Source organism: Tritonibacter scottomollicae (genome assembly GCF_032924845.1).
Lineage (GTDB): Bacteria > Pseudomonadota > Alphaproteobacteria > Rhodobacterales > Rhodobacteraceae > Epibacterium > Epibacterium scottomollicae.
Genome location: NZ_CP136704.1, coordinates 3,054,392 through 3,075,469, shown reverse-complemented (window position 1 = coordinate 3,075,469; position 21,078 = coordinate 3,054,392). Strand labels below are relative to the sequence as shown.

19 protein-coding genes are annotated in these 21,078 nt (G+C 61.2%); 14 read left to right on the top strand and 5 right to left on the bottom strand.

The genetic code is table 11. The features are described from left to right. Positions 1-100 precede the first annotated feature (100 nt). The 3 genes from R1T40_RS15300 (at position 101) to R1T40_RS15290 (ending at position 5,094) form a co-directional block, all read left to right on the top strand. The gene (locus tag R1T40_RS15300; protein ID WP_317384736.1) at positions 101-1,279 is read left to right on the top strand and encodes an aminotransferase class I/II-fold pyridoxal phosphate-dependent enzyme; all 1,179 of its coding nucleotides are present in this window, start codon (positions 101-103) and stop codon (positions 1,277-1,279) included. A gap of 118 nt (positions 1,280-1,397) precedes the next feature. Beyond that, a complete protein-coding gene (locus R1T40_RS15295; RefSeq protein WP_317384735.1) occupies positions 1,398-4,427 on the top strand; it encodes a DNA translocase FtsK in 3,030 nt (1,009 codons plus the stop codon). A gap of 67 nt (positions 4,428-4,494) precedes the next feature. Further along, positions 4,495-5,094, top strand: a complete 600-nt coding sequence (locus R1T40_RS15290; protein ID WP_317384734.1) for a LolA family protein — start codon at positions 4,495-4,497, stop codon at positions 5,092-5,094. Between the two features lie 38 nt (positions 5,095-5,132). Here the strand turns inward: R1T40_RS15290 and R1T40_RS15285 are convergent, their stop codons facing one another. Next, positions 5,133-5,720, bottom strand: coding sequence for a transglycosylase SLT domain-containing protein (locus R1T40_RS15285; protein ID WP_106162636.1), 588 nt, complete (start codon positions 5,718-5,720; stop codon positions 5,133-5,135). Positions 5,721-5,948: 228 nt separating this feature from the next. Here R1T40_RS15285 and hspQ point away from each other — a divergent pair, with 228 nt between their 5' ends. Beyond that, on the top strand, positions 5,949-6,275 hold the full coding sequence (gene hspQ, locus R1T40_RS15280; protein WP_317384733.1) for a heat shock protein HspQ: 327 nt from the start codon (positions 5,949-5,951) through the stop codon (positions 6,273-6,275). Positions 6,276-6,332: 57 nt separating this feature from the next. On the opposite strand, the gene R1T40_RS15275 is transcribed toward hspQ, so the two are convergent. From R1T40_RS15275 to R1T40_RS15265, 3 genes are all read right to left on the bottom strand, one after another. Beyond that, positions 6,333-7,910: a gamma-glutamyltransferase family protein gene (locus R1T40_RS15275; protein WP_317384732.1), complete on the bottom strand. Its 1,578-nt coding sequence runs from the start codon at positions 7,908-7,910 to the stop codon at positions 6,333-6,335. A 316-nt stretch (positions 7,911-8,226) separates the two neighbouring features. Continuing rightward, entirely contained in the window at positions 8,227-8,667 is a 441-nt protein-coding gene (locus R1T40_RS15270) for an ATP-binding protein (RefSeq protein WP_106162639.1), read from the bottom strand. A 33-nt stretch (positions 8,668-8,700) separates the two neighbouring features. Next, positions 8,701-9,045 carry an STAS domain-containing protein gene (locus R1T40_RS15265; RefSeq protein WP_317384731.1) on the bottom strand — a complete coding sequence of 115 codons (345 nt, stop codon included), beginning with the start codon at positions 9,043-9,045 and terminating at the stop codon, positions 8,701-8,703. Between the two features lie 96 nt (positions 9,046-9,141). On the opposite strand from R1T40_RS15265, the gene R1T40_RS15260 reads away from it, so the two are divergent. The 10 genes from R1T40_RS15260 to R1T40_RS15215 all read left to right on the top strand — a co-directional run bounded on the left by R1T40_RS15260 (position 9,142) and on the right by R1T40_RS15215 (position 20,288). After that, positions 9,142-10,314 (top strand): thiolase family protein, encoded by a 1,173-nt coding sequence (locus tag R1T40_RS15260; protein WP_317384730.1) that lies wholly within the window; start codon positions 9,142-9,144, stop codon positions 10,312-10,314. Positions 10,315-10,403: 89 nt separating this feature from the next. Continuing rightward, a complete protein-coding gene (locus R1T40_RS15255) occupies positions 10,404-10,859 on the top strand; it encodes a GAF domain-containing protein (RefSeq protein ID WP_317384729.1) in 456 nt (151 codons plus the stop codon). A 172-nt stretch (positions 10,860-11,031) separates the two neighbouring features. Next, a complete protein-coding gene (locus tag R1T40_RS15250) occupies positions 11,032-11,601 on the top strand; it encodes a helix-turn-helix domain-containing protein (protein ID WP_317384728.1) in 570 nt (189 codons plus the stop codon). 1 nt (position 11,602) lies between these two features. Continuing rightward, complete coding sequence (locus R1T40_RS15245; protein WP_317384727.1) at positions 11,603-12,232, top strand: LysE family translocator; 630 nt, start codon at positions 11,603-11,605, stop codon at positions 12,230-12,232. Further along, positions 12,229-12,600 (top strand): GFA family protein, encoded by a 372-nt coding sequence (locus tag R1T40_RS15240; RefSeq protein ID WP_317384726.1) that lies wholly within the window; start codon positions 12,229-12,231, stop codon positions 12,598-12,600. Before R1T40_RS15245 ends, R1T40_RS15240 begins: the two co-directional genes overlap by 4 nt. Positions 12,601-12,630: 30 nt before the next feature. Further along, positions 12,631-15,075 (top strand): GcvT family protein, encoded by a 2,445-nt coding sequence (locus R1T40_RS15235; RefSeq protein ID WP_317384725.1) that lies wholly within the window; start codon positions 12,631-12,633, stop codon positions 15,073-15,075. Beyond that, on the top strand, positions 15,072-15,968 hold the full coding sequence (locus tag R1T40_RS15230; RefSeq protein ID WP_317384724.1) for a homocysteine S-methyltransferase family protein: 897 nt from the start codon (positions 15,072-15,074) through the stop codon (positions 15,966-15,968). Before R1T40_RS15235 ends, R1T40_RS15230 begins: the two co-directional genes overlap by 4 nt. Before the next feature lie 92 nt (positions 15,969-16,060). Then, the gene (locus tag R1T40_RS15225; RefSeq protein WP_317384723.1) at positions 16,061-18,514 is read left to right on the top strand and encodes a GcvT family protein; all 2,454 of its coding nucleotides are present in this window, start codon (positions 16,061-16,063) and stop codon (positions 18,512-18,514) included. A 127-nt stretch (positions 18,515-18,641) separates the two neighbouring features. Then, positions 18,642-19,577 (top strand): EamA family transporter RarD, encoded by a 936-nt coding sequence (gene rarD, locus R1T40_RS15220; RefSeq protein ID WP_106162649.1) that lies wholly within the window; start codon positions 18,642-18,644, stop codon positions 19,575-19,577. Positions 19,578-19,634: 57 nt separating this feature from the next. Then, on the top strand, positions 19,635-20,288 hold the full coding sequence (locus tag R1T40_RS15215; RefSeq protein ID WP_317384722.1) for an RluA family pseudouridine synthase: 654 nt from the start codon (positions 19,635-19,637) through the stop codon (positions 20,286-20,288). Here the strand turns inward: R1T40_RS15215 and R1T40_RS15210 are convergent. Then, positions 20,285-20,992 (bottom strand): helix-turn-helix transcriptional regulator, encoded by a 708-nt coding sequence (locus tag R1T40_RS15210; RefSeq protein WP_317384721.1) that lies wholly within the window; start codon positions 20,990-20,992, stop codon positions 20,285-20,287. The genes R1T40_RS15215 and R1T40_RS15210 overlap by 4 nt on opposite strands. Positions 20,993-21,078 lie beyond the last annotated feature (86 nt).

Genomic DNA, 21,078 nt, shown 5'->3' with positions numbered 1-21,078 from the left:
CTGTTGCACCCGTGCCATCAGCGGGTGGACGCATGCTCCTTTGGCCTGTAACTTGCGGGACAAAACGGGGCGATTACGATCCCGGTATTGAGGCACAGACATGAAGTTTCCCGAGCGGTTTGCCCATCTGCCGCCCTACGCGTTTCCGCGTTTGCGTGCGCTTCTTGACCATCACGCGCCCGGTGGCGATGTGGTGCAATTGACCATTGGCGAACCAAAGCACGCATTCCCGTCTTGGGTCACCGATGTGATCATGGAGAACGCGGCAGGCTTTAACAGCTACCCGCAGAACGAAGGCACCGACGCCCTGCGCGGGGCCATGGCCGATTGGGCGGCGCAGCGCTATGGCGTGACGCTGGACCCGGCCACCCGGCTGATGGCGCTCAACGGCACCCGCGAGGGGCTGTATAATGCCGCCATGGCGCTCTGCCCCGAGGAAAAGAACGGCCAGCGCCCGGTGGTGCTGATCCCGAACCCCTTCTATCAGGTCTACATGATCGCGGCGATTTCGGTTGCCGCTGAGCCGATGTTCGTGCCCGCCACCGATGAGACCGGCCATCTGCCCGACTATGCGTCACTGCCCGAAGAGGTGCTGAACCGCACCGCCGTGGCCTATATCTGCTCGCCAGCCAATCCGCAGGGGGCCGTGGCCTCGCGCGCCTATTGGGAGCAGCTGATCCGCCTGGCGGAGAAATATGATTTCAAGATCTTCGCGGATGAATGCTATTCCGAGATCTACCGAGACAGCGCCCCGGTGGGCGCGCTGACGGTCGCTGACGAGCTGGGCGCGGATCCCGAACGGATTGTTCTGTTCAATTCGCTCTCCAAACGCTCCAACCTGCCGGGGCTGCGTTCCGGCTTGTTGGCTGGCGGACCCGAGACATTGGTGCAGGTCAAGAAACTGCGTGCCTATTCCGGCGCCCCAATGCCCGGTCCGTTGCAGGCCGCGGCCGCAAAGGTCTGGGCGGATGAGGCGCATGTTGTCGAAAATCGTGCGCTTTATCAGGAAAAATATCGCGTTGCGGATGAGGTCTTTGCCGGTCTCAACGGATATATGTCGCCTGAAGCCGGCTTCTTTCTCTGGCTGCCGGTCGAGAATGCTGAGGCGGCGACCTTGAAGCTCTGGCAGGAAACCGGCGTGCGTGTGCTGCCGGGTTCGTTCCTGGCGCAGGGCGAGGGGGCAGAGAATCCCGGGCATGGATATATCCGCGTGGCACTTGTGGCCTCTGCGGAACAGACACGTGCAGCGCTTACTTTGCTGCGCGATTGTCTCTATTGAGAATAAGAAGATCGCCTGTTCCCAAAGCCGGGAACAGGCCAAGAGCAAGACGAAACACCCGCGGGGCTGATCCAAGAGCGAAACAGCCGATGCCCTGCGCGAGCGAACCGAGGTAGGCATGGCATTTCAGACCCGCAGCAGAGATCCGCTTCTGGACAGCAACATGCAGGCGGCTATCGAAAAGCGTGGCAAGGAGCTGATCGGGCTTCTGTTGATTGGCGTTGGCCTGCTGGTGGCCGCGATGATCGGCTCATACACGCCGGACGACAGTAACTGGATGGTGTCCACAGACGCGCCGGTACAAAACTGGCTTGGTCAGACCGGGGCCTCGATCGCCTTTTTGCTGATCACATTTCTTGGCAAGGGCGCTTGGGCGATTTCCGTGTTTCTGTTTGCATGGGGTGCGCGCTTCCTGTTGCACAGGGGCGAGGACCGGGTGCTCTGGCCGGCCCTGATGCTGGTGTTCTGGCTGATCATTGTGGCGCTGCACTTTGAGACACTGGTGCCGGGTGACGAATGGAAGGCATTCCACAGCTTTGGTCTTGGTGGGATGATCGGCAATACGGCCCTGGGCGGCCTTTTGGCGCTCCTGCCTTTCGGTCTTGCGTTCCTGGTAAAGTTCCTGTCGTTCCTGACGGCCATCGCCGTGCTGGCGCTGGGGGCGTTTGTTCTTGGGTTTACCCGTTCCGAAGTGACGCGCATCGGGCGTTTCCTGTTGATCGGACTGGTGTTGGCCTATGGTGCCTTGGCAAACCTCTTGGGCCGTGGCGCCAATGGCGGCCTCCAGGCCGCGCGTTCATGGCAGAACCGCCGAGCAGAACAACGCACTCTGGCACTCGACGCAGAAGATGAACCACTGGTCTACAGCGACCCTATGGACGAGACTGAATTTGTCCGCAACGAACCGCAATTCGGTCTGCATACACCGGCGCCGCAGCCCGTCGCGGCCCCCCCTGTCGAGGAGCGCACAGGTCTGTTCAGCCGTGCAACCAATCTCATCCGGCGGGGTGAGGCGACGGACATGCCAGCACCAGAACTGGTGGATCCCGAACCGGTCGCCGACGTTCCGAATGTTCCGGGTGACGAGCGTATCGCCGAAAAGATCGCCAATGCCGTCCGTATCCGTCGATCCAAGACACCGCCGCCGTCGGACCTGTCGTTGACAAAGGGGCGTGGCAAACGGCCCGAACCGCTGATTTTCAATCAAAGCGCGCCGCAGGCGTCCCCCGCAAGCGAGCCGCAGCTTACTGCCGGTGTTTCATCTGTCCCTGATATTCCTGCCGCCCCGACACCGGAAGCGATCCCGCAGGCGCCAGTCGCTTCTGCACTGCACACGCCCGAAGCTGCGCCGGACATGCCGGATGCGTTCCTCGCCGACCAGGTTCCGACGGAGAACCTGCCCGAAGAACCTGCCATGACCAGTCCCGCACCAGCCATGCCGTCTGCTGAGGCACCTCGGGTCCAGATCACACCGCGCGCTGATCCTCAGCCCGCCGCGAATGTGTCGATGGAAATCCCGGTCGCAGAACCTCGCAAGGCGGTCGTGGAACAGCCTCAGCGCAAACCTGTTCAGCCCTCAGCCCGGGCGCAGGCGGAGGCGCAACCGAATTTGTTCAACGAGGAGAGCGACAGCGATTTCGAATTGCCACCGCTGTCACTGCTGACCAACCCGTCGGGTGTTGAACGCCTGCATCTCAGCGATGAAGCGTTGGAAGAAAACGCCCGCATGTTGGAAACCGTCCTCGACGACTATGGCGTAAAGGGCGAGATCGTATCGGTTCGCCCCGGCCCTGTTGTCACCATGTATGAGCTGGAGCCAGCGCCGGGTCTCAAGGCCTCTCGTGTGATCGGTCTGTCTGACGACATCGCCCGGTCGATGTCTGCCCTGTCGGCGCGGGTGTCCACTGTGCCCGGCCGCACGGTGATCGGTATCGAACTGCCGAACGAGAACCGTGAAAAGGTGGTGTTGCGCGAAATTCTCGCCAGTCGCGACTTCGGCGACGGCAATCAGAACCTGCCGCTGGCGCTGGGCAAAGATATCGGTGGTGACAGTATGGTCGCCAACCTCGCCAAGATGCCTCACCTGCTGATCGCCGGGACCACCGGTTCTGGTAAGTCGGTGGCGATCAACACCATGATCCTGTCGTTGCTCTACAAGCTCACGCCTGATGAATGCCGCCTGATCATGATCGACCCGAAGATGCTGGAACTGTCCGTTTATGACGGCATTCCGCACCTCCTGAGCCCCGTTGTGACCGATCCGAAAAAGGCGGTTGTTGCCCTCAAATGGGTCGTGGGCGAGATGGAAGACCGCTATCGCAAGATGTCAAAGATGGGCGTGCGGAACATTGCGGGCTACAACGGTCGCGTGAAAGAGGCGCTCGCCAAGGGTGAGATGTTCTCGCGCACCGTCCAGACCGGCTTTGACGAGGACACTGGCGAGCCGATCTTCGAGACCGAGGAATTCGAACCTAAGTCGCTGCCCTACATCGTCGTCATCGTCGACGAGATGGCAGACCTGATGATGGTGGCAGGCAAGGAAATCGAAGCCTGTATTCAGCGGCTGGCACAGATGGCGCGGGCCTCAGGCATTCACCTCATCATGGCGACACAGCGTCCGTCAGTTGACGTGATCACCGGCACCATCAAGGCGAACTTCCCGACCCGAATTTCCTTCCAGGTGACCTCGAAGATCGACAGCCGTACCATTCTGGGCGAGATGGGGGCCGAGCAGCTTCTGGGCATGGGGGACATGCTCTATATGGCGGGCGGCGCCCGTATTACCCGCTGCCACGGCCCGTTCGTGTCGGACGAAGAGGTCGAAGAGGTGGTGAACCACCTCAAACAATTCGGCCCGCCCGATTACGTCGGTGGCGTGGTTGAAGGTCCGGATGATGCGAAAGCCGACAACATCGATGCGGTCTTGGGTCTCAATACCGGTGGGAACACCAACGGCGAAGATGCGCTCTATGATCAGGCGGTGGGGATCGTCATCAAGGATCGCAAGTGTTCGACCTCCTACATCCAACGCAAACTGGGTATCGGATATAACAAGGCCGCGAGGTTGGTGGAGCAGATGGAGGAAGAAGGTCTCGTCTCTGCTGCAAACCACGTTGGTAAAAGGGAAATTCTCGTTCCCGAGCAATGAGCAACAAAAGGCCGGGCGCTGTGCCCGGCCTCTTCACTTTGGCCCTGAGGCGCATATCTTCTAAGTTATGAAACAGTTTGTCTTTGCTCTCGCGCTCGGCGCGACCACATTGGCTTCCACCGTTGCAACCGCGGCGGAGAAGCTGAGCCTGAACGAGATTTCCTCTTATATGAACAGTTTTGCCACTGCCCAGGCAGACTTCACTCAGGTGAACGATGACGGCAGCCTGTCGACCGGAAAGCTTTATATTCGCCGTCCGGGCAAGGTGCGGTTTGAATATGATCCGCCACATTCCGGGTTGGTGCTGGCGGAGGCCGGGACCGTCGCGATCATGGACCCGAAATCAAACCAGCCACCAGAGACCTATCCGCTCAGCCGTACGCCGTTGTCGATCATCCTGGCGCGGAACGTGAATCTGGGGCGCGCGAATATGGTTGTCGGACATGGGTTTGATGGGGTGTCCACCGTGGTGCGTGCGCAGGACCCTAAGAACCCTGAGTATGGCAGCATCGAAATGATGTTCACCGATGCGCCGGTACAGCTGCGAAAATGGGTTATCCACGGCAGCGCTGGCGAGACGACCACGGTCATTCTCGGTGATATGAAAACGGGGATGTCGTTTAAATCCAGCCTGTTCAGCATCTCACGTCCAAGACGCGACCGCTGATATAGGTTGCCCCACACCATTTGGCGTGGGGCAGTTCTTCACCTGAATTTTCGGCAGCTGTCCAATTGAACCTTATAGGCATTGGAGCGCGCTTCGACCTTGTTCGCGACGCCCAGCAGCCAGCTCTTTCTGTTGTAGCTGCCGCGCGCGTAGCCCGTGTGACCTTCGTGATAGGCCAGATACTGATTGCGCGCATCGCTTAGCTGGATGCCATTGCGCTGGTAGCTGCGCGTCATGTACCAACCCATGAAATCCGTGGCGTCATCAATCTTGTCCCGGCGTGCAGAGCGACGGCCGGTGTCTTTCTTGTAGTCTTCCCAGGTGCCGTCCAGAGCTTGGCCATAGCCGTAGGCGCTGGAAATGCGGCCCATCGGGATGATGCCGAGCGCATATTTATGCGGTGTGCGGGCCCTGCCATCAAAGCGGCTTTCCTGATGTATGGTTGCCATCTGCACATGCACCGGCACACCCCACCGGCGTTCTGCCGCGCGGAACGCACGCAAATACTTCGGGCGCTCGTTGATAATGCTGCAGGCGTTGTCCAAATTTCGCGGTGGGGATTTGTATCCACCACCACAGGCGGCCAATGCCAACAGGAGCACCAGGGCACTTATGATTCTGCTCATTGCCTCTGCCTCTGTTTTTTTGGCAGTTTAGCCAATTGCGATCAGGGAGGAAATCCCCAATGAATAGCGCTCACATTTCCCGCCGATTGTTAAAAATTGACGTGAAACTAGGGGGTTGTGGAACTGTCGTTGGCGGCCTGACAGACTGTTTCTGCAAATTGTCACCACCAAGGTTGGACAACCGAGGACGGAAACCGTTAGTACAGGGAGAGAAGAGGGCCGACAAACATGCTGAAGACGCGCGCAAAATATAATCTTGGCCAGGTCGTCCGTCATCGAAAGCACCCGTTCCGCGGCGTCGTTTTTGACGTGGACCCGGAGTTTTCCAATACCGAGGAATGGTATGAGGCGATCCCGGAGGAGAGCCGTCCGGCCAAGGAACAACCCTATTACCACCTGCTCGCCGAAAACGATCAGAGCTATTACGTTGCCTATGTCTCAGAGCAAAATCTGGTTGCGGATTATTCCGGCGAACCGGTCAGTCATCCTGACCTGCACGAGATGTTCACCGGGTTTAATGACGGCAACTATCAGCTGCAGTATCATCTGAACTGACGCCGTTCGACGCGAGACAGGTGCCGGGGGCGTCCCCCGACGTCCTGTCCTGTCGCGTTAGTATCCGATCGCGCATCCATCCTTGCGGGGATCGCTTGCCCCTTCCAGAACGCCATTGGCGTGGATCTGGATGGCTTGCGAGCCGCCGATCGCGGTGGTTGAAACGTCGACTTTGTGACCCATTTCGGTGAGCTCGGCTCTCACTTTATCCGAGTAACCTCGCTCAACTTTCAGCGTGCCTGCATCGGAGAACGCCCGTGGTGCGTCCATTGCGGTCTGCGGGTCCATGCCGAAATCCTTCAGGTTAGACACAAACCGCGCATGCCCGTTGGGCTGGTACGCGCCGCCCATGACGCCGAATGGCATGGTGATGCGACCGTTTTCTGCCAGCATCGCCGGGATGATCGTGTGCATGGGGCGCTTGCCGCCTGCGAGTTCATTGGCGTGCCCGGGCTGGAGGCAGAATCCCGCGCCCCGGTTCTGTAGCAGGATCCCAAACTTTTCCGACGCAATGCCGGATCCGAATCCGTGGAAGATCGAGTAGATCAGCGACACGGCCATCCGGTCCCTATCAACAACGGTGATGTAGATGGTATCCTTGTGCACTGCCTCGCTGACGCCTTGCGGCGCGGCCATGGCCCGTTTCGGGTCGATCAATGCGGCCAGACGCTCTGCCGTGTCCAATGCCAACATATGGTCGAGACGGGACATGTGATCCGGGTCCGCAATGAAGCGATTTCGGGCATCATAGGCGAGTTTTGCTGCCTCAGCTTCGATATGAGCGCGCTCAGCACCGTTGGGGTCCATGGCTGCGATGTCGAAATGCTTCAGGATGTTCAGCATCAGGATCGCGGTGGCGCCCTGACCGTTGGGCGGATGCTCCAGCAGGTCTGTCCCTTTGTAGTGACCCGAGACCGGATCTGTGGGCGTGGCCTCCGTCGCGGCAAAATCATCTGCGGTGTGCACACCACCGCGCGCCGCAAGGGCGGCGATCATGTCGTCCGCGATCTCTCCGGTGTAGAATGCATCACGCCCGTCCTTGGCGACCCGGCGTAACACCTCGGCCTGTCCGGGAGCGCGAAAGATGTCGCCCTGTGTCGGCGCCTTGCCGTCAAAGAGATAGGCCTCCCGCGCGGAGCCCTGCAGGGTAGACGCTTCATTGCCCCAATCAAATGCAACGCGCGGGGCAACGGGCACACCTTCATCTGCATAGTGTATGGCGGGGGCCAGAATGGCATCGAGGCCGAGTTTTCCTTCTGTTTCCGCCAAGCGGCAGAACGCATCCATGGCACCGGGGATGGTGACGGCATCCGAGGTATTCAACGGTACGGTCTGGCGCCCTTGAGTGCGCAGGTGGTCCGCATGCGCGGCTGCGGCGGCCCGACCGGATCCGTTCAGGGCGCGCACCCTGTTTTCGCCCGCCCGATTATAGAGGACAAAGCAATCCCCGCCGATGCCGGTCATCTGTGGTTCGCAAATCCCCAATAGCACCGCGCCAGCGATTGCCGCATCCATCGCATTGCCGCCACGCTTCAGAATGTCGATGGCGGCCTGGGCAGCCAAGGGATGCGAAGTGGCGCATATGCCATTCTGGGCGAAAACCGCAGAGCGGCCCGGTTTCTGGAAATCACGCATTCCTGTTTTCTCCTGTTTGGGACCGAAGCGTAGTGGTCCTGAAACTGGAGGCAATGGCAAAACGCGGGAGGGGCCGGATTGCTGCGCTTGAATGCGTGGCACTGCGCAGACTGCCGAAACCCCGGCGCCACGCGACAGGTGGGGGCAGAAATACACGGCGCCGGGGCAAGCTATAGATCAGCTCTACGTTGAGTTTTTGCTCAGCATTTGGGCGCTCGCGGGCCTTTAATGTGTCGGATCTGTGGCTGGGTGAGCGAGTTCATGCGGATCTGAAACAAATGCTGCGCAAATAGCGGTTTGGAGCAATTTGCCCGGTTCACTTCGTGAGTTGGATTTCGAAACACAGCGACAACTGATTGTTGTCCATATTGCGCTTGTACTGAATGTCACTGGCCAACTCGCGGATCAGGAACCAACCAAACCCCCCTTCGGGCAGATCCTCTAGCGGTGTGCTCGCGTCGACATGTGCGGGCTTTCCTTCCGGCAGTTTTGTGTCCGGAAAAGGCATACCCGCGTCGCGAATTTCCACCCAGAGACGGTCCGAGTGTAGGTTGCATCGGATCAGCACATCACCTGTGGTGGTTTCGGAATAGGCGTGTTCGACGACATTGTTGACTGCTTCGGCGAGGGCGATCTGCACCTCGTCGACACGGGTGTCGGGGACACCCATGTCCTTCAACCGATGGACCACCGAAATGACGCCACGCCTGGCATCCAGCTCGGTCGCCCTGAAGGAACAGGCAAAAGTTTCAACCATATAGTTCGATCTCCAAAGACGATCTTGGTCGGTTTAAGTCTCGACGTGTTCAGGATCGAGCGCGTCCTGCAGCGTGTCATAAAGATTGAAAACCGTGTCCATTCGGGTCAACCGAAACACCTTGTCGACCTTCGGGGTCAGGCCGGCCAGGTCCAGCTTGCGATCCTTGCCAAGCTGCTTCATCGCGGCGACGATTGCGCCCAGACCGCTGGAGTCGATGAAATCCACGCAAGACAAGTCGAGAATCACACGTGTCGGCCCCGCCTCCGTCTCCGTGCGCATGTCTTCTTTGAATTGGATGGCCATGGCTGCATCAATGCGCTGGGCGTTAACCGTCACCACCTGTGCGCCGTCTGCTTCCGTGCTTGTAAGGCTCATAGAGTGTTCCTCGGGTCATCATATTTGGAACTCACCCTAGACCTTAAATGTTATCATTCAGTATGGATAGTTCAGAAATTTGGAGGAGTTGACGGAATGGCCAGGATTGCGATCACGGGCGCGGCGCGAACACCGATGGGCGGTTTTCAGGGAATTTACGATGGGGTGACAGCGGCAGACCTCGGCGGGGCGGCCATCAAGGCTGCACTGCAGCGAGCAGGGGCCACCACCGTCGACGAAGTGCTGATGGGCTGTGTCCTGCCAGCAGGGCAGGGGCAGGCCCCGGCGCGGCAGGCAGGCTTTGCCGCAGGGCTGGGCGAAGAGGTGCCGGCCACCACGCTCAACAAAATGTGCGGCTCCGGCATGAAAGCGGCGATGATGGCGTTTGACCGTCTGGCGCTTGGCGGGGCCGACGTGATGGTTGCGGGGGGCATGGAGAGCATGACCAACGCCCCCTATTTGTTGCCCAAGATGCGCGGCGGGGCCCGGATCGGCCATGGTCAGGTCATCGACCATATGTTCCTCGACGGGTTGGAAGACGCCTATGACAAGGGCCGCTTGATGGGCACTTTTGCCGAGGATTGCGCCGAACATTATCAATTCAGCCGCGAAGATCAGGATGCATTTGCGCTGGGGTCGCTATCCAACGCCCTGGCGGCGCAGGAAAGTGGTGCCTTCGAGGGCGAAATAACTGAAGTGACGGTCAAAACCCGCAAGGGTGAGGTGGTGACCGACACTGATGAACAGCCCGGCGCGGCGCGCCCCGACAAGATCCCGACCCTGAAACCGGCGTTCCGTGCCGATGGTACGGTGACGGCGGCCAATGCCTCTTCGATTTCCGACGGGGCAGCGGCATTGGTTCTGGCGTCCGAAGAGGCCGCCGCGGCGCGTGGGCTGCCGGTTCGCGGGTATATCCTTGGCCACGCCAGTCACGCACAAGCGCCGGGCTGGTTCACCACCGCGCCGGTGCCGGCGGCGCGAAAGCTGCTGACCCGGATCGGCTGGGACGTGGAGGATGTGGACCTCTGGGAGGTGAACGAGGCCTTCGCCGTGGTGCCGATGGCCTTCATGCGCGAAATGGGCGTGCCGCGCGAGAAGATCAATGTGAACGGTGGTGCCTGTGCGCTTGGTCATCCGATCGGGGCCTCGGGTGCGCGGATCATGGTGACGCTGCTGAACGCGCTGGAGAAGCGCGGATTGCAACGCGGCATCGCAGCAATCTGCATCGGTGGCGGCGAGGGTACAGCCATCGCGATTGAACGGGTTTGACCTCGGTTCTGGCGCATCCTATCGGTTGACGCATCACGACAGGGAGGGGCGCGCCTCTTCCTGTCACATTCAGGAAAGGCAAATCTGAAATGCGGGTGAACTACCAGGATCTGGCCAAGACAGTGGCTGCGCTGACCGAAGGCGAAACCGACGAGGTGGCGTTGATGGCGACGCTGGCCTGCGAGCTGCATCACTCTGATGATCGCTTTGATTGGACCGGCTTCTATCGCGTCACCGAGCCGGAGGTTTTGAAGATTGGCCCCTATCAGGGTGGGCACGGCTGTCTGGTCATCCCTTTCGCGCGCGGTGTCTGTGGCGCGGCGGCGCGCACAGATACAGTACAGCTGGTCGAGGATGTTGAGGCATTTCCCGGTCACATCGCCTGCTCGTCGTCCACCCGATCCGAAATCGTGCTGCCGGTGCGCAACGGTGTCGGAGCGGTGATCGGTGTCCTCGACATCGACAGCGACCAGCCCGGCGCATTTACGCAGGAGGATGCGGATTGCTTGGCTGCACTGCTGGAGAGCGTGTTTGGCAGGCTCTGAATGCTCCCGTCGTTAGTACAATAACCGGCGCTGCCTCAGTGCCGGTTTTTTTCTGCCTGTCTGACGACAGATGACCCCTCCAACCCTCCTGTGAAATTTCCCTTTCAAATTTCATAGGAATCAGGCATCATGAAATTTATAAGGTAAATTTCACCATTCTGCGGAGGTCGCCTTGAACGATCACACCCCGGCTCTCACAACGCTTGGCGCCGATCTGCGCGCGCTCAGACGGGCGCGGGGGATCACCATCGCCGATCTGGCCGCGCGCATGGGCCGGTCGGTGGGCTGGATCAGCCAGGTGGAACGGGACTTGTCGGAACCGTCGATCTCTGACCTGCGGCAGCTGGCGACCTGTCTTGAAGTGCCGATGTCGATGCTGTTTGCCCATGCCTCCGCACCGGTCGAGGAGCAGGGCTACATCGTGCGCGCAGAGGCCCGGCGGCCCATGGGCTCCGGTGAAGAAGGGCTGATCGAGGAACTGCTCTCCCCCGATCTGACCGATGACTTCGAGATGGTGCATTCCACCTTCGCCCCAAACGCGCGCATGCAGGCGCGGGCCCATCGCCCGACGCAGGAGGTCGCTTATGTGATTTCCGGCCGCCTCGACCTGCAGATCGCGGATCGTCGCTTTACCGTCGGTCCCGGCGACAGTTTCCGCATCCGGAATGAGCCGTTCCAATGGGCCAACCCCTATGACGAGGCCTGTGTCGCCGTCTGGGTCATCGCGCCGCCGGTGTATTGACATGAGCTTTGACGCCTGGACCCTCTTTGCCCTGTTCTGGCTGGTCTTTGTGACCACACCCGGGCCCAATGCGGTCAATTGCATCTCCAACGGCATGAACCTCGGGTTCGGCAAGGCGATGCTCGGGGTGCTGGCAATCCTGACCCAGGCCTCGGGGTTTCTGATCCTTTCGGCGCTGGGCGTGACAGCGCTGATCGCGGCCTCACCGAGCGCGTTTTTTGTGGCCAAACTGATCGGGGCGGGTTTCCTGATTTTTCAAGGCATCCGGGGGTGGCGCAATGCGGCCAAACCCGCGCCTTCCGCCGAGCGCCCGGCGCGGCATGTTTATTTGCACGCGCTGGCGGTGGCGACGATCAATCCCAAGAGCGTCGCGGGCTATCTGGCAGCATTCTCGCAATTCGTGCAGCCGGACGTGCCGATCTGGTCGCAGATGGCGGTCATCATGCCGACCGCGCTGACGCTGACCACGCTCAGCTACACCGGCTTCACGCTCCTTGGCGTGATTATGGGCCGGGCAGCACTGGCAGCGGTTTTCAACATCTGGATCCGCCGTCTGCTGGCGATCTGTTTCATCATTTACGGTGTTCTTCTGGGTGCCAGCAGCACACCAAATCTGGAGGTTTCCTCATGATCAAAGGCCAGTGTCTCTGCGGCAATATCCATTTCGAAACCGAGGCCGCCCCCATGGGGCCATCCATGTGTCACTGCGGCCAGTGTCGACGCCAGTCGGGCGGCATCTGGTCCTCGGCCTATGTGGCGGACACGGATCTGACCATCACTGGCACCGTGTCCTGGTTTGCCTCCAGCCCAAACGCCAAGCGCGGCTTCTGCGCCACCTGCGGGTCTTTCCTGTTCTGGAAAGCGCTGGATGAGGACACCACCAGCTTTGCCCTCGGGGCGGTGAGCAATTCCACCGGCCTCACGCTGGAGAAGCACATCTTCGTTGCGGACAAGGGCGACTACTACAAGATCGCCGACGGGCTGCCGCAACAGGACTGACCCCCGATAAACGTCAACAGGGAGCCGACCATGTCTGATTTTCCAACACGGGCCCGCGTGGTCATCATCGGGGGCGGCGTTGTCGGCTGCTCCGCGCTGTATCATCTGGCCCAGAAAGGCTGGACCGATTGTGTCCTGCTGGAAAAGAACGAGCTGACGGCGGGATCTACCTGGCATGCGGCGGGCAATGTGCCGACCTTCTCGACCTCCTGGTCGGTCATGAACATGCAGCGCTACTCGACGGAGCTTTATGCCCGCCTCGGCGACGAGGTCGACTATCCGATGAACTACCATCAGACCGGATCCATCCGGCTGGCGCATTCCACCGAGCGCATGCAGGAGTTCGAGCGCGCCGCCGCGATGGGGCGCTATCAGGGCATGGATATCAAGATCCTGACGCCAGAGGAGGTGAAGGAGCTCTATCCCTTCATCGAGACCCACGACCTGACCGGGGCTCTCTATGATCCCAACGATGGCGACATCGACCCGGCGCAGCTGACCCAGGCGCTGGCCAAGGGCGCGCGCGATATGGGGCAGCGGATCATCCGTTTCTGCCCCGCCACCGGTGTCACCCAGACCGACGACGGCTGGGTCGTGCACACCGACAAGGGCGATATTGCCTGCGACTACGTGGTCAATTCCGCCGGATATTATGCGCAGCGCGTGGGGGAGTGGTTCAAGCCCTACGGCGGTCGCAGCGTGCCGATGATGGTGATGTCGCATCAGTACCTGCTGACCGAGGAAATCCCGGATATCGAGGCCTGGTCAAAGGAAACCGGGCGCAAGCTGCCGCTGTTGCGCGATGTGGATGTCTCCTACTACCTGCGGCAGGAGAAACACGGCTACAACCTCGGCCCCTACGAGCCCAACTGCTGCGCCCATTGGGACACGGACAGCGATCCGATGCCGGAGGATTTCTCCTTCCAGCTCTGGTCGGATGACCTCGACCGGATCGAGGACATCGTCACCGACGCCATGGAGCGGGTGCCGCTGATGGCCACCTCCGGCGTGTCGCGCGTCATCAACGGCCCCATTCCATACGCGCCGGACGGGTTGCCATTGCTTGGCCCCATGCCCGGTGTGAAGAATGCCTTTGAGGCCTGTGTGTTCACCTTCGGCATCGCCCAGGGTGGCGGCGCGGGCAAGGTGCTGGCGGAATGGATTGTCGACGGGCAGACCGAATGGGACATGTGGTCCTGCGATCCGCGCCGGTTCACCGATTACACCGATCACGACTACTGCGTGAAAAAGGGCATGGAGGTCTACGGCAACGAATACGCCATGCACTTCCCCCGTCACGAATGGCCCGCCGGGCGGAACAAGAAATGCTCGCCGGTGCACGAACAGGTCATCGCGCAGGGCGGCCAGATGGGCGCCTACAACGGTTGGGAGCGCGCCAATTGGTTTGCACAGCCGGGCGATGACATATCGCAAAAGGCCACCCATACCTGGGGCCGCGCTGGCCCGTGGCAGCAGCGCATCCGCGAGGAATGCGAAGCGGTGCGCGACCACTGCGGCGTGCTGGACCTGCCGGGGTTTTCGCGGTTTGCAGTCTCGGGTGATGGCGCGGCAGAGGCCCTGCGCGGCCTCATCGCCGGCGGCCTGCCCAAGGCGGGCCGGATGAACCTCGTCTATATCGCCGACAGCCGGGGGCGTATCCTGACGGAAATGTCCTGCCTGCGTAGCGGCGAGGATGAGTTCACGATGATCACCGCCGCTTCGGCCCAATGGCACGACCGGGACATACTGCGCGCCGCCATGCCCGCCGGCGTCACGGTGGAGGATCTCAGCACCTGCCGCGACACGCTGATCGTCACCGGCCCCAAATCCCGCGAAATCCTTGCGCCGCTCACCGACGCCGATCTTTCGCTGGGCTGGCTCAGCCATCAGGCCGCCACGGTGGCGGGTCACCCCGCCTATCTGGTCCGAGTCTCCTTCGCCGGTGAGCTTGGCTGGGAGGTTCACGCGTTGAACGACCACATGCCCGCGATCTACGCCGCGATCCGGGAGGCGGGCGCGAAGCCATTCGGCATGTATGCGCTGAATTCCCTGCGGATTGAGAAAGGCTACCGTGCGTGGAAGGGTGATCTCTCGACCGACTACAGTCTGCTTGAGGGCGGGCTGGACCGCTTTATGAAACTCGACAAGCCGCAGGACTTCCCCGGCAAGGCCGCGCTCCAGCAGGAGCGGCAGCAGGGGGCGCAGAAACGCTTTGTCACGTTGGTGGTCGAGGCAGGCGAGGCCGACGCGCCCTATATGTCCTGCCTCTGGAAGGACGGCGAGATCGTCGGCGAAACCACCTCGGGTGATTGGGGTTACCGGGTGGGAACCTCCATCGCGCTGGGCATGGTCCGCGCCGATCTTGCCACGCCGGGCACGGAGCTGGAGGTGGAGATCTACGGCCGCAAGCACCGCGCCACCGTACAGCCCGACCAACCCCTTTGGGATCCTCACAACGAAAGGCTGCGCGCATGACCGAGATTACGCTTCTGGATGGCTCCATCGGGCAGGAACTGGTTCGCCGCAGAGGGGCAAAGGCCACGCCGCTCTGGTCCACCGCCGTGATGATGGAGGCGCCCGATCTGGTGGGCACGCTCCATCGCGACTATTTCGCGGCGGGGGCAACGGTGGCGACCACAAACACCTACGCCGTACACAGGTCGCGGCTGGCGCGGATCGACGAGGAGGAGCAACTGCTTCCCCTGCTCGATGCGGCTCTGACACAGGCCAAAGCGGCGCAGTCCGCGTATCCGGGGGCGCGTCTGGCCGGGGCGCTGGGGCCGCTCTATGCGTCCTATCGGCCTGATCTGAAGCCCGACCCGGAGGTCGCGGCAACCGCCTTTCGGGAAATCGCCCGATACATGGCGCCGCACGTCGACCTGCTGCTGCCGGAAACGGTGTCCTCGGTGCAGGAGGCCGAAGGGATACTGCGCGGCATCTCTGATCTGGGCAAACCCGTCTGGATGGCCTTCAGCGTGATGGATGAGGATGGCGCGCGCTTGCGTTCGGGCGAGCCGCTGTCGGATGTTCTGCCGTTGCTTCAGACCTATGAGGTCGCCGCGGTGCTGATCAATTGCTCCCGCCCGGAGGCCATCCTGCCGGCGCTTGCGATTCTCAAGACCTCCGATCTGCCCTTTGGGGCCTTTGCCAATGGCTTTGACGGCATCGCCGAAGGGTTTCTGCAGGACGCGCCCACCGTCGACGCCCTCAGCCGACGGGTTGATCTTGGTCCGCAGGACTATGCCGATCATGCAATGGAATGGGTTGCCGCGGGCGCAACAATTGTCGGCGGCTGTTGCGAGGTCGGTCCCGACCACATCGCCGAGCTGGCCCGACGCCTCAGGGCCGCAGGGCATCGCCTCGTCTAACTTGCCGCACTGCGACCTCGTGGCAAGAGGCGGCGCCCCGCTCGCGGTGGTGCGCCCCAGATACGATTTTCCGAACGGGAAGGAGCAGACCAATGAACCAACTTCCGCAACAGGCCCGTGTTGTCATTATCGGTGGCGGCGTCGTGGGCTGCTCCGTCGCCTATCACCTGACCAAACTGGGCTGGCAGGATGTGGTGCTGCTGGAGCGTAAACAGCTCACCTCCGGCACCACATGGCACGCCGCAGGCCTCATCGCGCAGCTGCGCGCCACAGCCAATATGACCAAGCTCGCCAAATACAGTCAGGAGCTTTACGGCGCGCTGGAAGCGGAAACCGGGGTTGCCACCGGGTTCAAACGTTGCGGCTCGATCACCGTCGCCCTCACCGAGGAGCGCCGCGAGGAGATATTCCGTCAGGCCGCCATGGCGCGGGCCTTCGGAGTCGAGGTGGAGGAAATCTCGCCCGATGAGGTCAAGGCCAGATATGATCACCTGAATATCGAGGATGTCACCGCCGGGGTCTGGTTGCCCAGGGACGGGCAGGGCGACCCGGCCAATATCGCACTGGCGCTGGCCAAGGGCGCGCGGCAACGCGGCGCGATCATTCAAGAACGCGTCAAGGTCAGCGGTATTCAGCGGGAGGGCCGCCGTGTCACCGGGGTGGACTGGCACTCTGATGACGGGCAGCAGCAGGGCCACATTGCATGCGATATGGTGGTGAATTGTGCTGGCATGTGGGGGCATGAAGTGGGCCGCATGGCGGGCACCAATGTGCCGCTGCATGCTTGCGAACATTTCTACATCGTGACCGAAGCCATTGCGGGCCTGACCCAGATGCCGGTGCTGCGGGTGCCGGATGAATGCGCCTACTTTAAGGAGGACGCGGGCAAGATCCTGCTTGGCGCTTTTGAGCCCAACGCCAAACCCTGGGCCATGACGGGCATCCCCGAAAGTTTCGAGTTCGACCAGCTGCCGGAGGATTTCGACCACTTCGAGCCAATCCTTGAGGCCGCCGTGAACCGCATGCCGATGCTGGTCGAGGCAGGCATTCATACCTTCTTCAACGGGCCGGAGAGCTTCACGCCCGATGATGCCTATCACCTCGGCCTCGCGCCGGAGATGGACAATGTCTGGGTCGCCGCCGGCTTCAACTCCATCGGTATTCAATCTGCAGGTGGTGCCGGAATGGCGCTGGCGCAGTGGATGGAGGCGGGCGAGAAGCCCTTTGACCTCGGCGACGTGGACATCTCCCGAATGCAGCCTTTCCAGGGCAACAGGCACTATCTTTTCGAACGCTCCAAGGAAACGCTGGGGCTCTTGTATGCGGACCATTTCCCCTATCGCCAGAAGGCCAGCGCGCGTGGGGTGCGCCGCACGCCCTTCCATCATCAGCTGAAAGAACAGGGCGCGGTCTTTGGCGAGTTGGCGGGCTGGGAACGCGCCAACTGGTTTGCCGCGCCGGGACAGGACAAGGATTATAAATACAGCTGGAAGCGCCAGAACTGGTTTGAGAACTCTGCCGAAGAACATCGTGCCGTGCGCGAGAATGTCGGCATGTACGACATGTCCTCCTTTGGTAAGATCCGCGTCGAGGGGCCGGATGCGGAGGCCTTCCTGAACTACATCGGTGGTGGAGACTATTCGGTGCCTGTGGGCAAGATCGTCTATACCCAATTCCTCAACCACACCGGTGGGATCGAGGCGGATGTGACCGTCACCCGCCTGTCTGAGACGGCCTATCTTGTGGTCACGCCCGCTGCGACGCGGCTGGCGGATCAGACCTGGATGATGCGCCACCGCGGTGCCTTCAACGTGGTCATCACCGATGTCACGGCGGGCGAGGGCGTGTTGGCGGTGATGGGGCCCAATGCACGCGCGCTGCTGCGGAAGGTCTCGCCCAATGACTTTTCCAACGCCGTGAACCCCTTTGGCACCGCGCAGGAGATCGAGATCGGCATGGGCCTCGCCCGCATCCATCGGGTCACCTATGTGGGAGAGCTGGGCTGGGAGGTCTATGTCTCTTCCGACATGGCCGGGCATGTGTTCGAGACCCTGTGGCAGGCCGGGCAGGACCTCGACCTGAAACTCTGCGGCATGCATATGATGGACAGTTGCCGGATCGAGAAGGGCTTTCGCCATTACGGCCATGACATCACCTGCGAGGATCACGTGGTGGATGCGGGGCTCGGCTTTGCGGTGAAACTCGACAAGGGCTGCGATTTCATCGGTCGTGCTGCCGTGGCCGAACGCAAGGAGAGCGGACCGCACAATCGTCTGCTGCAATTCCGCCTGACCGATCCGGAGCCCCTGCTGTTTCACAACGAGCCGATCCTGAGGGACGGGGAATGCGTGGGCTACCTGTCGTCGGGCAACTACGGTCATACCCTTGGTGCGGCGATCGGTCTTGGCTATGTGCCGTGCAAGGGCGAGGCCGCGGCGGATGTGCTGGCCTCCACCTACGAGATTGATGTCTGCGGCACGAGGGTGCGGGCAGAGGTCTCCCTCAAACCGCTGTATGACCCCAAGTCGGAGCGTGTAAAAGCCTGATACATCTGCTACGCCGACACGATCGCAGCGCCCATATTTTTGGCGGCGCTGCGGTTTTCTTTTATTTGTTAAGTCGTTGACGGCACGTTGCCGGACGGTCGATTCGGATTGGGGAGGAGGCCCGGCGATGAGCAGCAAACCAGAAAACGTGGATACGCCCCAGGGCCTCGCCTTTGCGCTGACGGCCTATATCCTCTGGGGCTTCCTACCGCTCTACATGAAGCTGCTGGCCCATATTCCCCCCACCGAAGTGGTCGCGCATCGGGTGATCTGGTCGGTGCCGATCGCCGGTATCCTGCTGATCATGCTGGGCCGTCTGTCGGATCTGAAGGCTGCCTTGCGCAGCCCGCGCGTTTTGGCCATGGGCTGCGTCACCGCGGCGTTCGTTTCGGTGAACTGGGGCATCTATGTCTGGTCCGTCGGGTCGGGCTACGCTCTGGAGGCGGCGCTGGGGTATTACATCAACCCGCTGTTCTCGATTGCGCTGGGCGCGCTTCTGCTCGGCGAACGCCTCACTCGGGCGCAGTGGGTTGCGGTTGGCCTCGCCAGCCTTGCGGTGATCATCCTGACCGTGGAAACCGGGCGGTTGCCGCTGGCGGCGCTGGGGCTGACTGTATCCTGGGGCTTTTATGCCTTCTTCAAGAAGTCCCTGCCCATCGGTCCCAATCAGGGCTTCCTGCTGGAGGTGCTGATCCTCACCATTCCGGCGCTGGGCTACATCGGCTATCTGACCGCCACTGGGCAGAGCCATTTTGCCTCCGTGCAGTTCGACACGCTGCTGCTACTGGGGTGCGGTGTGGTCACGGCGGTGCCGCTGATCATCTATGCCAATGGCGCCAAGCTGCTGAAGCTCTCCTCCATCGCAATTTTGCAGTATATTGCGCCGACGATGATCTTTCTCGTCGCGGTCTTTGTGTTCAAGGAGCCCTTTGGTGGCGCTCGCATGGTAGCCTTCCCGCTGATCTGGGTGGCGCTGGTGATCTATTCGGTCTCTCTGCTGCGGGAGATGCGGCGCAAGGGACGCGCGGCCCTGACCGAGGCGGCACCCGCACGTGAGGCCTGAGGCCCGCGCGCAGACTGATGCTTGCTTGGCACGCCGATCACAGCTAGGCAGCGGCTCATGACCGTATCCAGCGAATATTGCCCGCCGAGCGACCCGCTTGATGTTCTGCATCACGACTCGCAGTTGCTTGTGGTGAACAAACCTGCCGGCTTGCTTTCCGTGCCCGGCAAGGGAGCGCATCTGGCCGATTGCCTGATCTCCCGCATTCAGGCCGCCTTTCCGGAGGCGCTTTTGGTACATCGTTTGGACCGTGATACCTCAGGGGTGATGGTTTTTGCGATGACACCGCATGCGCAACGGCATCTTGGCCTGCAGTTTGAAAAGCGTATGACGAAGAAAACCTACGTCGCGCGTCTGGTTGGACATCTTGAACCGCGCAGCGGGACGGTGGATCTACCGCTGATCGTGGATTGGCCCAACCGTCCGCTGCAAAAAGTCTGCGCTGAGACCGGCAAACCGGCGGAGACGGAGTGGAAGGTCGTCAGCTACGGCGAAAACGAAACCCGTGTGCGCTTGTCTCCCAAAACCGGGCGGTCGCATCAGTTGCGGGTTCATACGCTGTCACTTGGTCATCCAATCCTCGGGGATCCGCTCTATGCCAGCGGTGCGGCGAGAGAGCATTCACGTATGATGCTGCACTCGGAGGAGCTGCGGCTCAAACATCCCGAAGGTGGCGCCTCTCACAAGTTCCGTAGCAAAGCCCCATTCTAATCGACACGCCTTTGGGCGTGCTGTTTGATCCGGTACTTGCGCGGCGTCGTGCCGATCTGTCTGTGAAACTCGCGCTGAAAATGCGCCTGATCTGCATAGCCACAGTAAAATCCAACTTCCGCGAGGCTCAGGCTGCTGGTCCGCAAAAGTGCGGCTGCCCGGTCCGTTCGCGCCTGTCGCAAGGTGATCGAAAATGTCCCCCCTTCGGCGTGCAAATAACGCTGCAGGCTGCGGGTGGAGAGGCCAAGATGCAGGGCTGCGTCCTCGATGCGCCAGGCGCGTGAAAGGTCCGAGGCGATCAATTGAACCAGATGATCCGTCAGTTGCGCAGATTCGCAGGGAGGCGGCGTGGGAATGCCCGGGGCATTCTTCCACCGGATTTTCCGCCCTTGGGCCGAAACAAATTTGAACCCCGCCCGTTCCAGAACCCCCTGCAGAATTGCGGCGCATTTCAGGTCCGGTGGTTCGTCGTGTGGCCCCGCTGCCAGGGTGATGGCCTGCGTGGTCACCTCGGCAATCTCAAGGCGAGGAACAATGCTGCAGTACCGTTGCAACCGCAGCAGTTTTTCGCAGATCAGCGCCGGGTCGGGGACTGCAACCAGTGCGGTGACCACGGGTGCCTCGGCACTGGCCACTGATCGGATAATTGTCTCCGCCGTCTGGTCGGCGGACAGATCCACGCCCAGAGCATCGCTAAAATCCATTGCGCACCTCCTCACTGAGGCAAGCCTGGCGCAGGGCTGGGCTCAATCCACGGTGCTAAAACGCTGTACCGTTGGTCAAAGTCTTG

Coding starts and splice junctions, on each gene's coding strand:
- R1T40_RS15300 (WP_317384736.1), top strand. CDS start 101: ATGAAGTTTCCCGAGCGGTTTGCCCATCTGCCGCCCTACGCGTTTCCG.
- R1T40_RS15295 (WP_317384735.1), top strand. CDS start 1,398: ATGGCATTTCAGACCCGCAGCAGAGATCCGCTTCTGGACAGCAACATG.
- R1T40_RS15290 (WP_317384734.1), top strand. CDS start 4,495: ATGAAACAGTTTGTCTTTGCTCTCGCGCTCGGCGCGACCACATTGGCT.
- R1T40_RS15285 (WP_106162636.1), bottom strand. CDS start 5,720: ATGAGCAGAATCATAAGTGCCCTGGTGCTCCTGTTGGCATTGGCCGCC.
- hspQ (WP_317384733.1), top strand. CDS start 5,949: ATGCTGAAGACGCGCGCAAAATATAATCTTGGCCAGGTCGTCCGTCAT.
- R1T40_RS15275 (WP_317384732.1), bottom strand. CDS start 7,910: ATGCGTGATTTCCAGAAACCGGGCCGCTCTGCGGTTTTCGCCCAGAAT.
- R1T40_RS15270 (WP_106162639.1), bottom strand. CDS start 8,667: ATGGTTGAAACTTTTGCCTGTTCCTTCAGGGCGACCGAGCTGGATGCC.
- R1T40_RS15265 (WP_317384731.1), bottom strand. CDS start 9,045: ATGAGCCTTACAAGCACGGAAGCAGACGGCGCACAGGTGGTGACGGTT.
- R1T40_RS15260 (WP_317384730.1), top strand. CDS start 9,142: ATGGCCAGGATTGCGATCACGGGCGCGGCGCGAACACCGATGGGCGGT.
- R1T40_RS15255 (WP_317384729.1), top strand. CDS start 10,404: ATGCGGGTGAACTACCAGGATCTGGCCAAGACAGTGGCTGCGCTGACC.
- R1T40_RS15245 (WP_317384727.1), top strand. CDS start 11,603: ATGAGCTTTGACGCCTGGACCCTCTTTGCCCTGTTCTGGCTGGTCTTT.
- R1T40_RS15240 (WP_317384726.1), top strand. CDS start 12,229: ATGATCAAAGGCCAGTGTCTCTGCGGCAATATCCATTTCGAAACCGAG.
- R1T40_RS15235 (WP_317384725.1), top strand. CDS start 12,631: ATGTCTGATTTTCCAACACGGGCCCGCGTGGTCATCATCGGGGGCGGC.
- R1T40_RS15230 (WP_317384724.1), top strand. CDS start 15,072: ATGACCGAGATTACGCTTCTGGATGGCTCCATCGGGCAGGAACTGGTT.
- R1T40_RS15225 (WP_317384723.1), top strand. CDS start 16,061: ATGAACCAACTTCCGCAACAGGCCCGTGTTGTCATTATCGGTGGCGGC.
- rarD (WP_106162649.1), top strand. CDS start 18,642: ATGAGCAGCAAACCAGAAAACGTGGATACGCCCCAGGGCCTCGCCTTT.
- R1T40_RS15215 (WP_317384722.1), top strand. CDS start 19,635: ATGACCGTATCCAGCGAATATTGCCCGCCGAGCGACCCGCTTGATGTT.
- R1T40_RS15210 (WP_317384721.1), bottom strand. CDS start 20,992: ATGGATTTTAGCGATGCTCTGGGCGTGGATCTGTCCGCCGACCAGACG.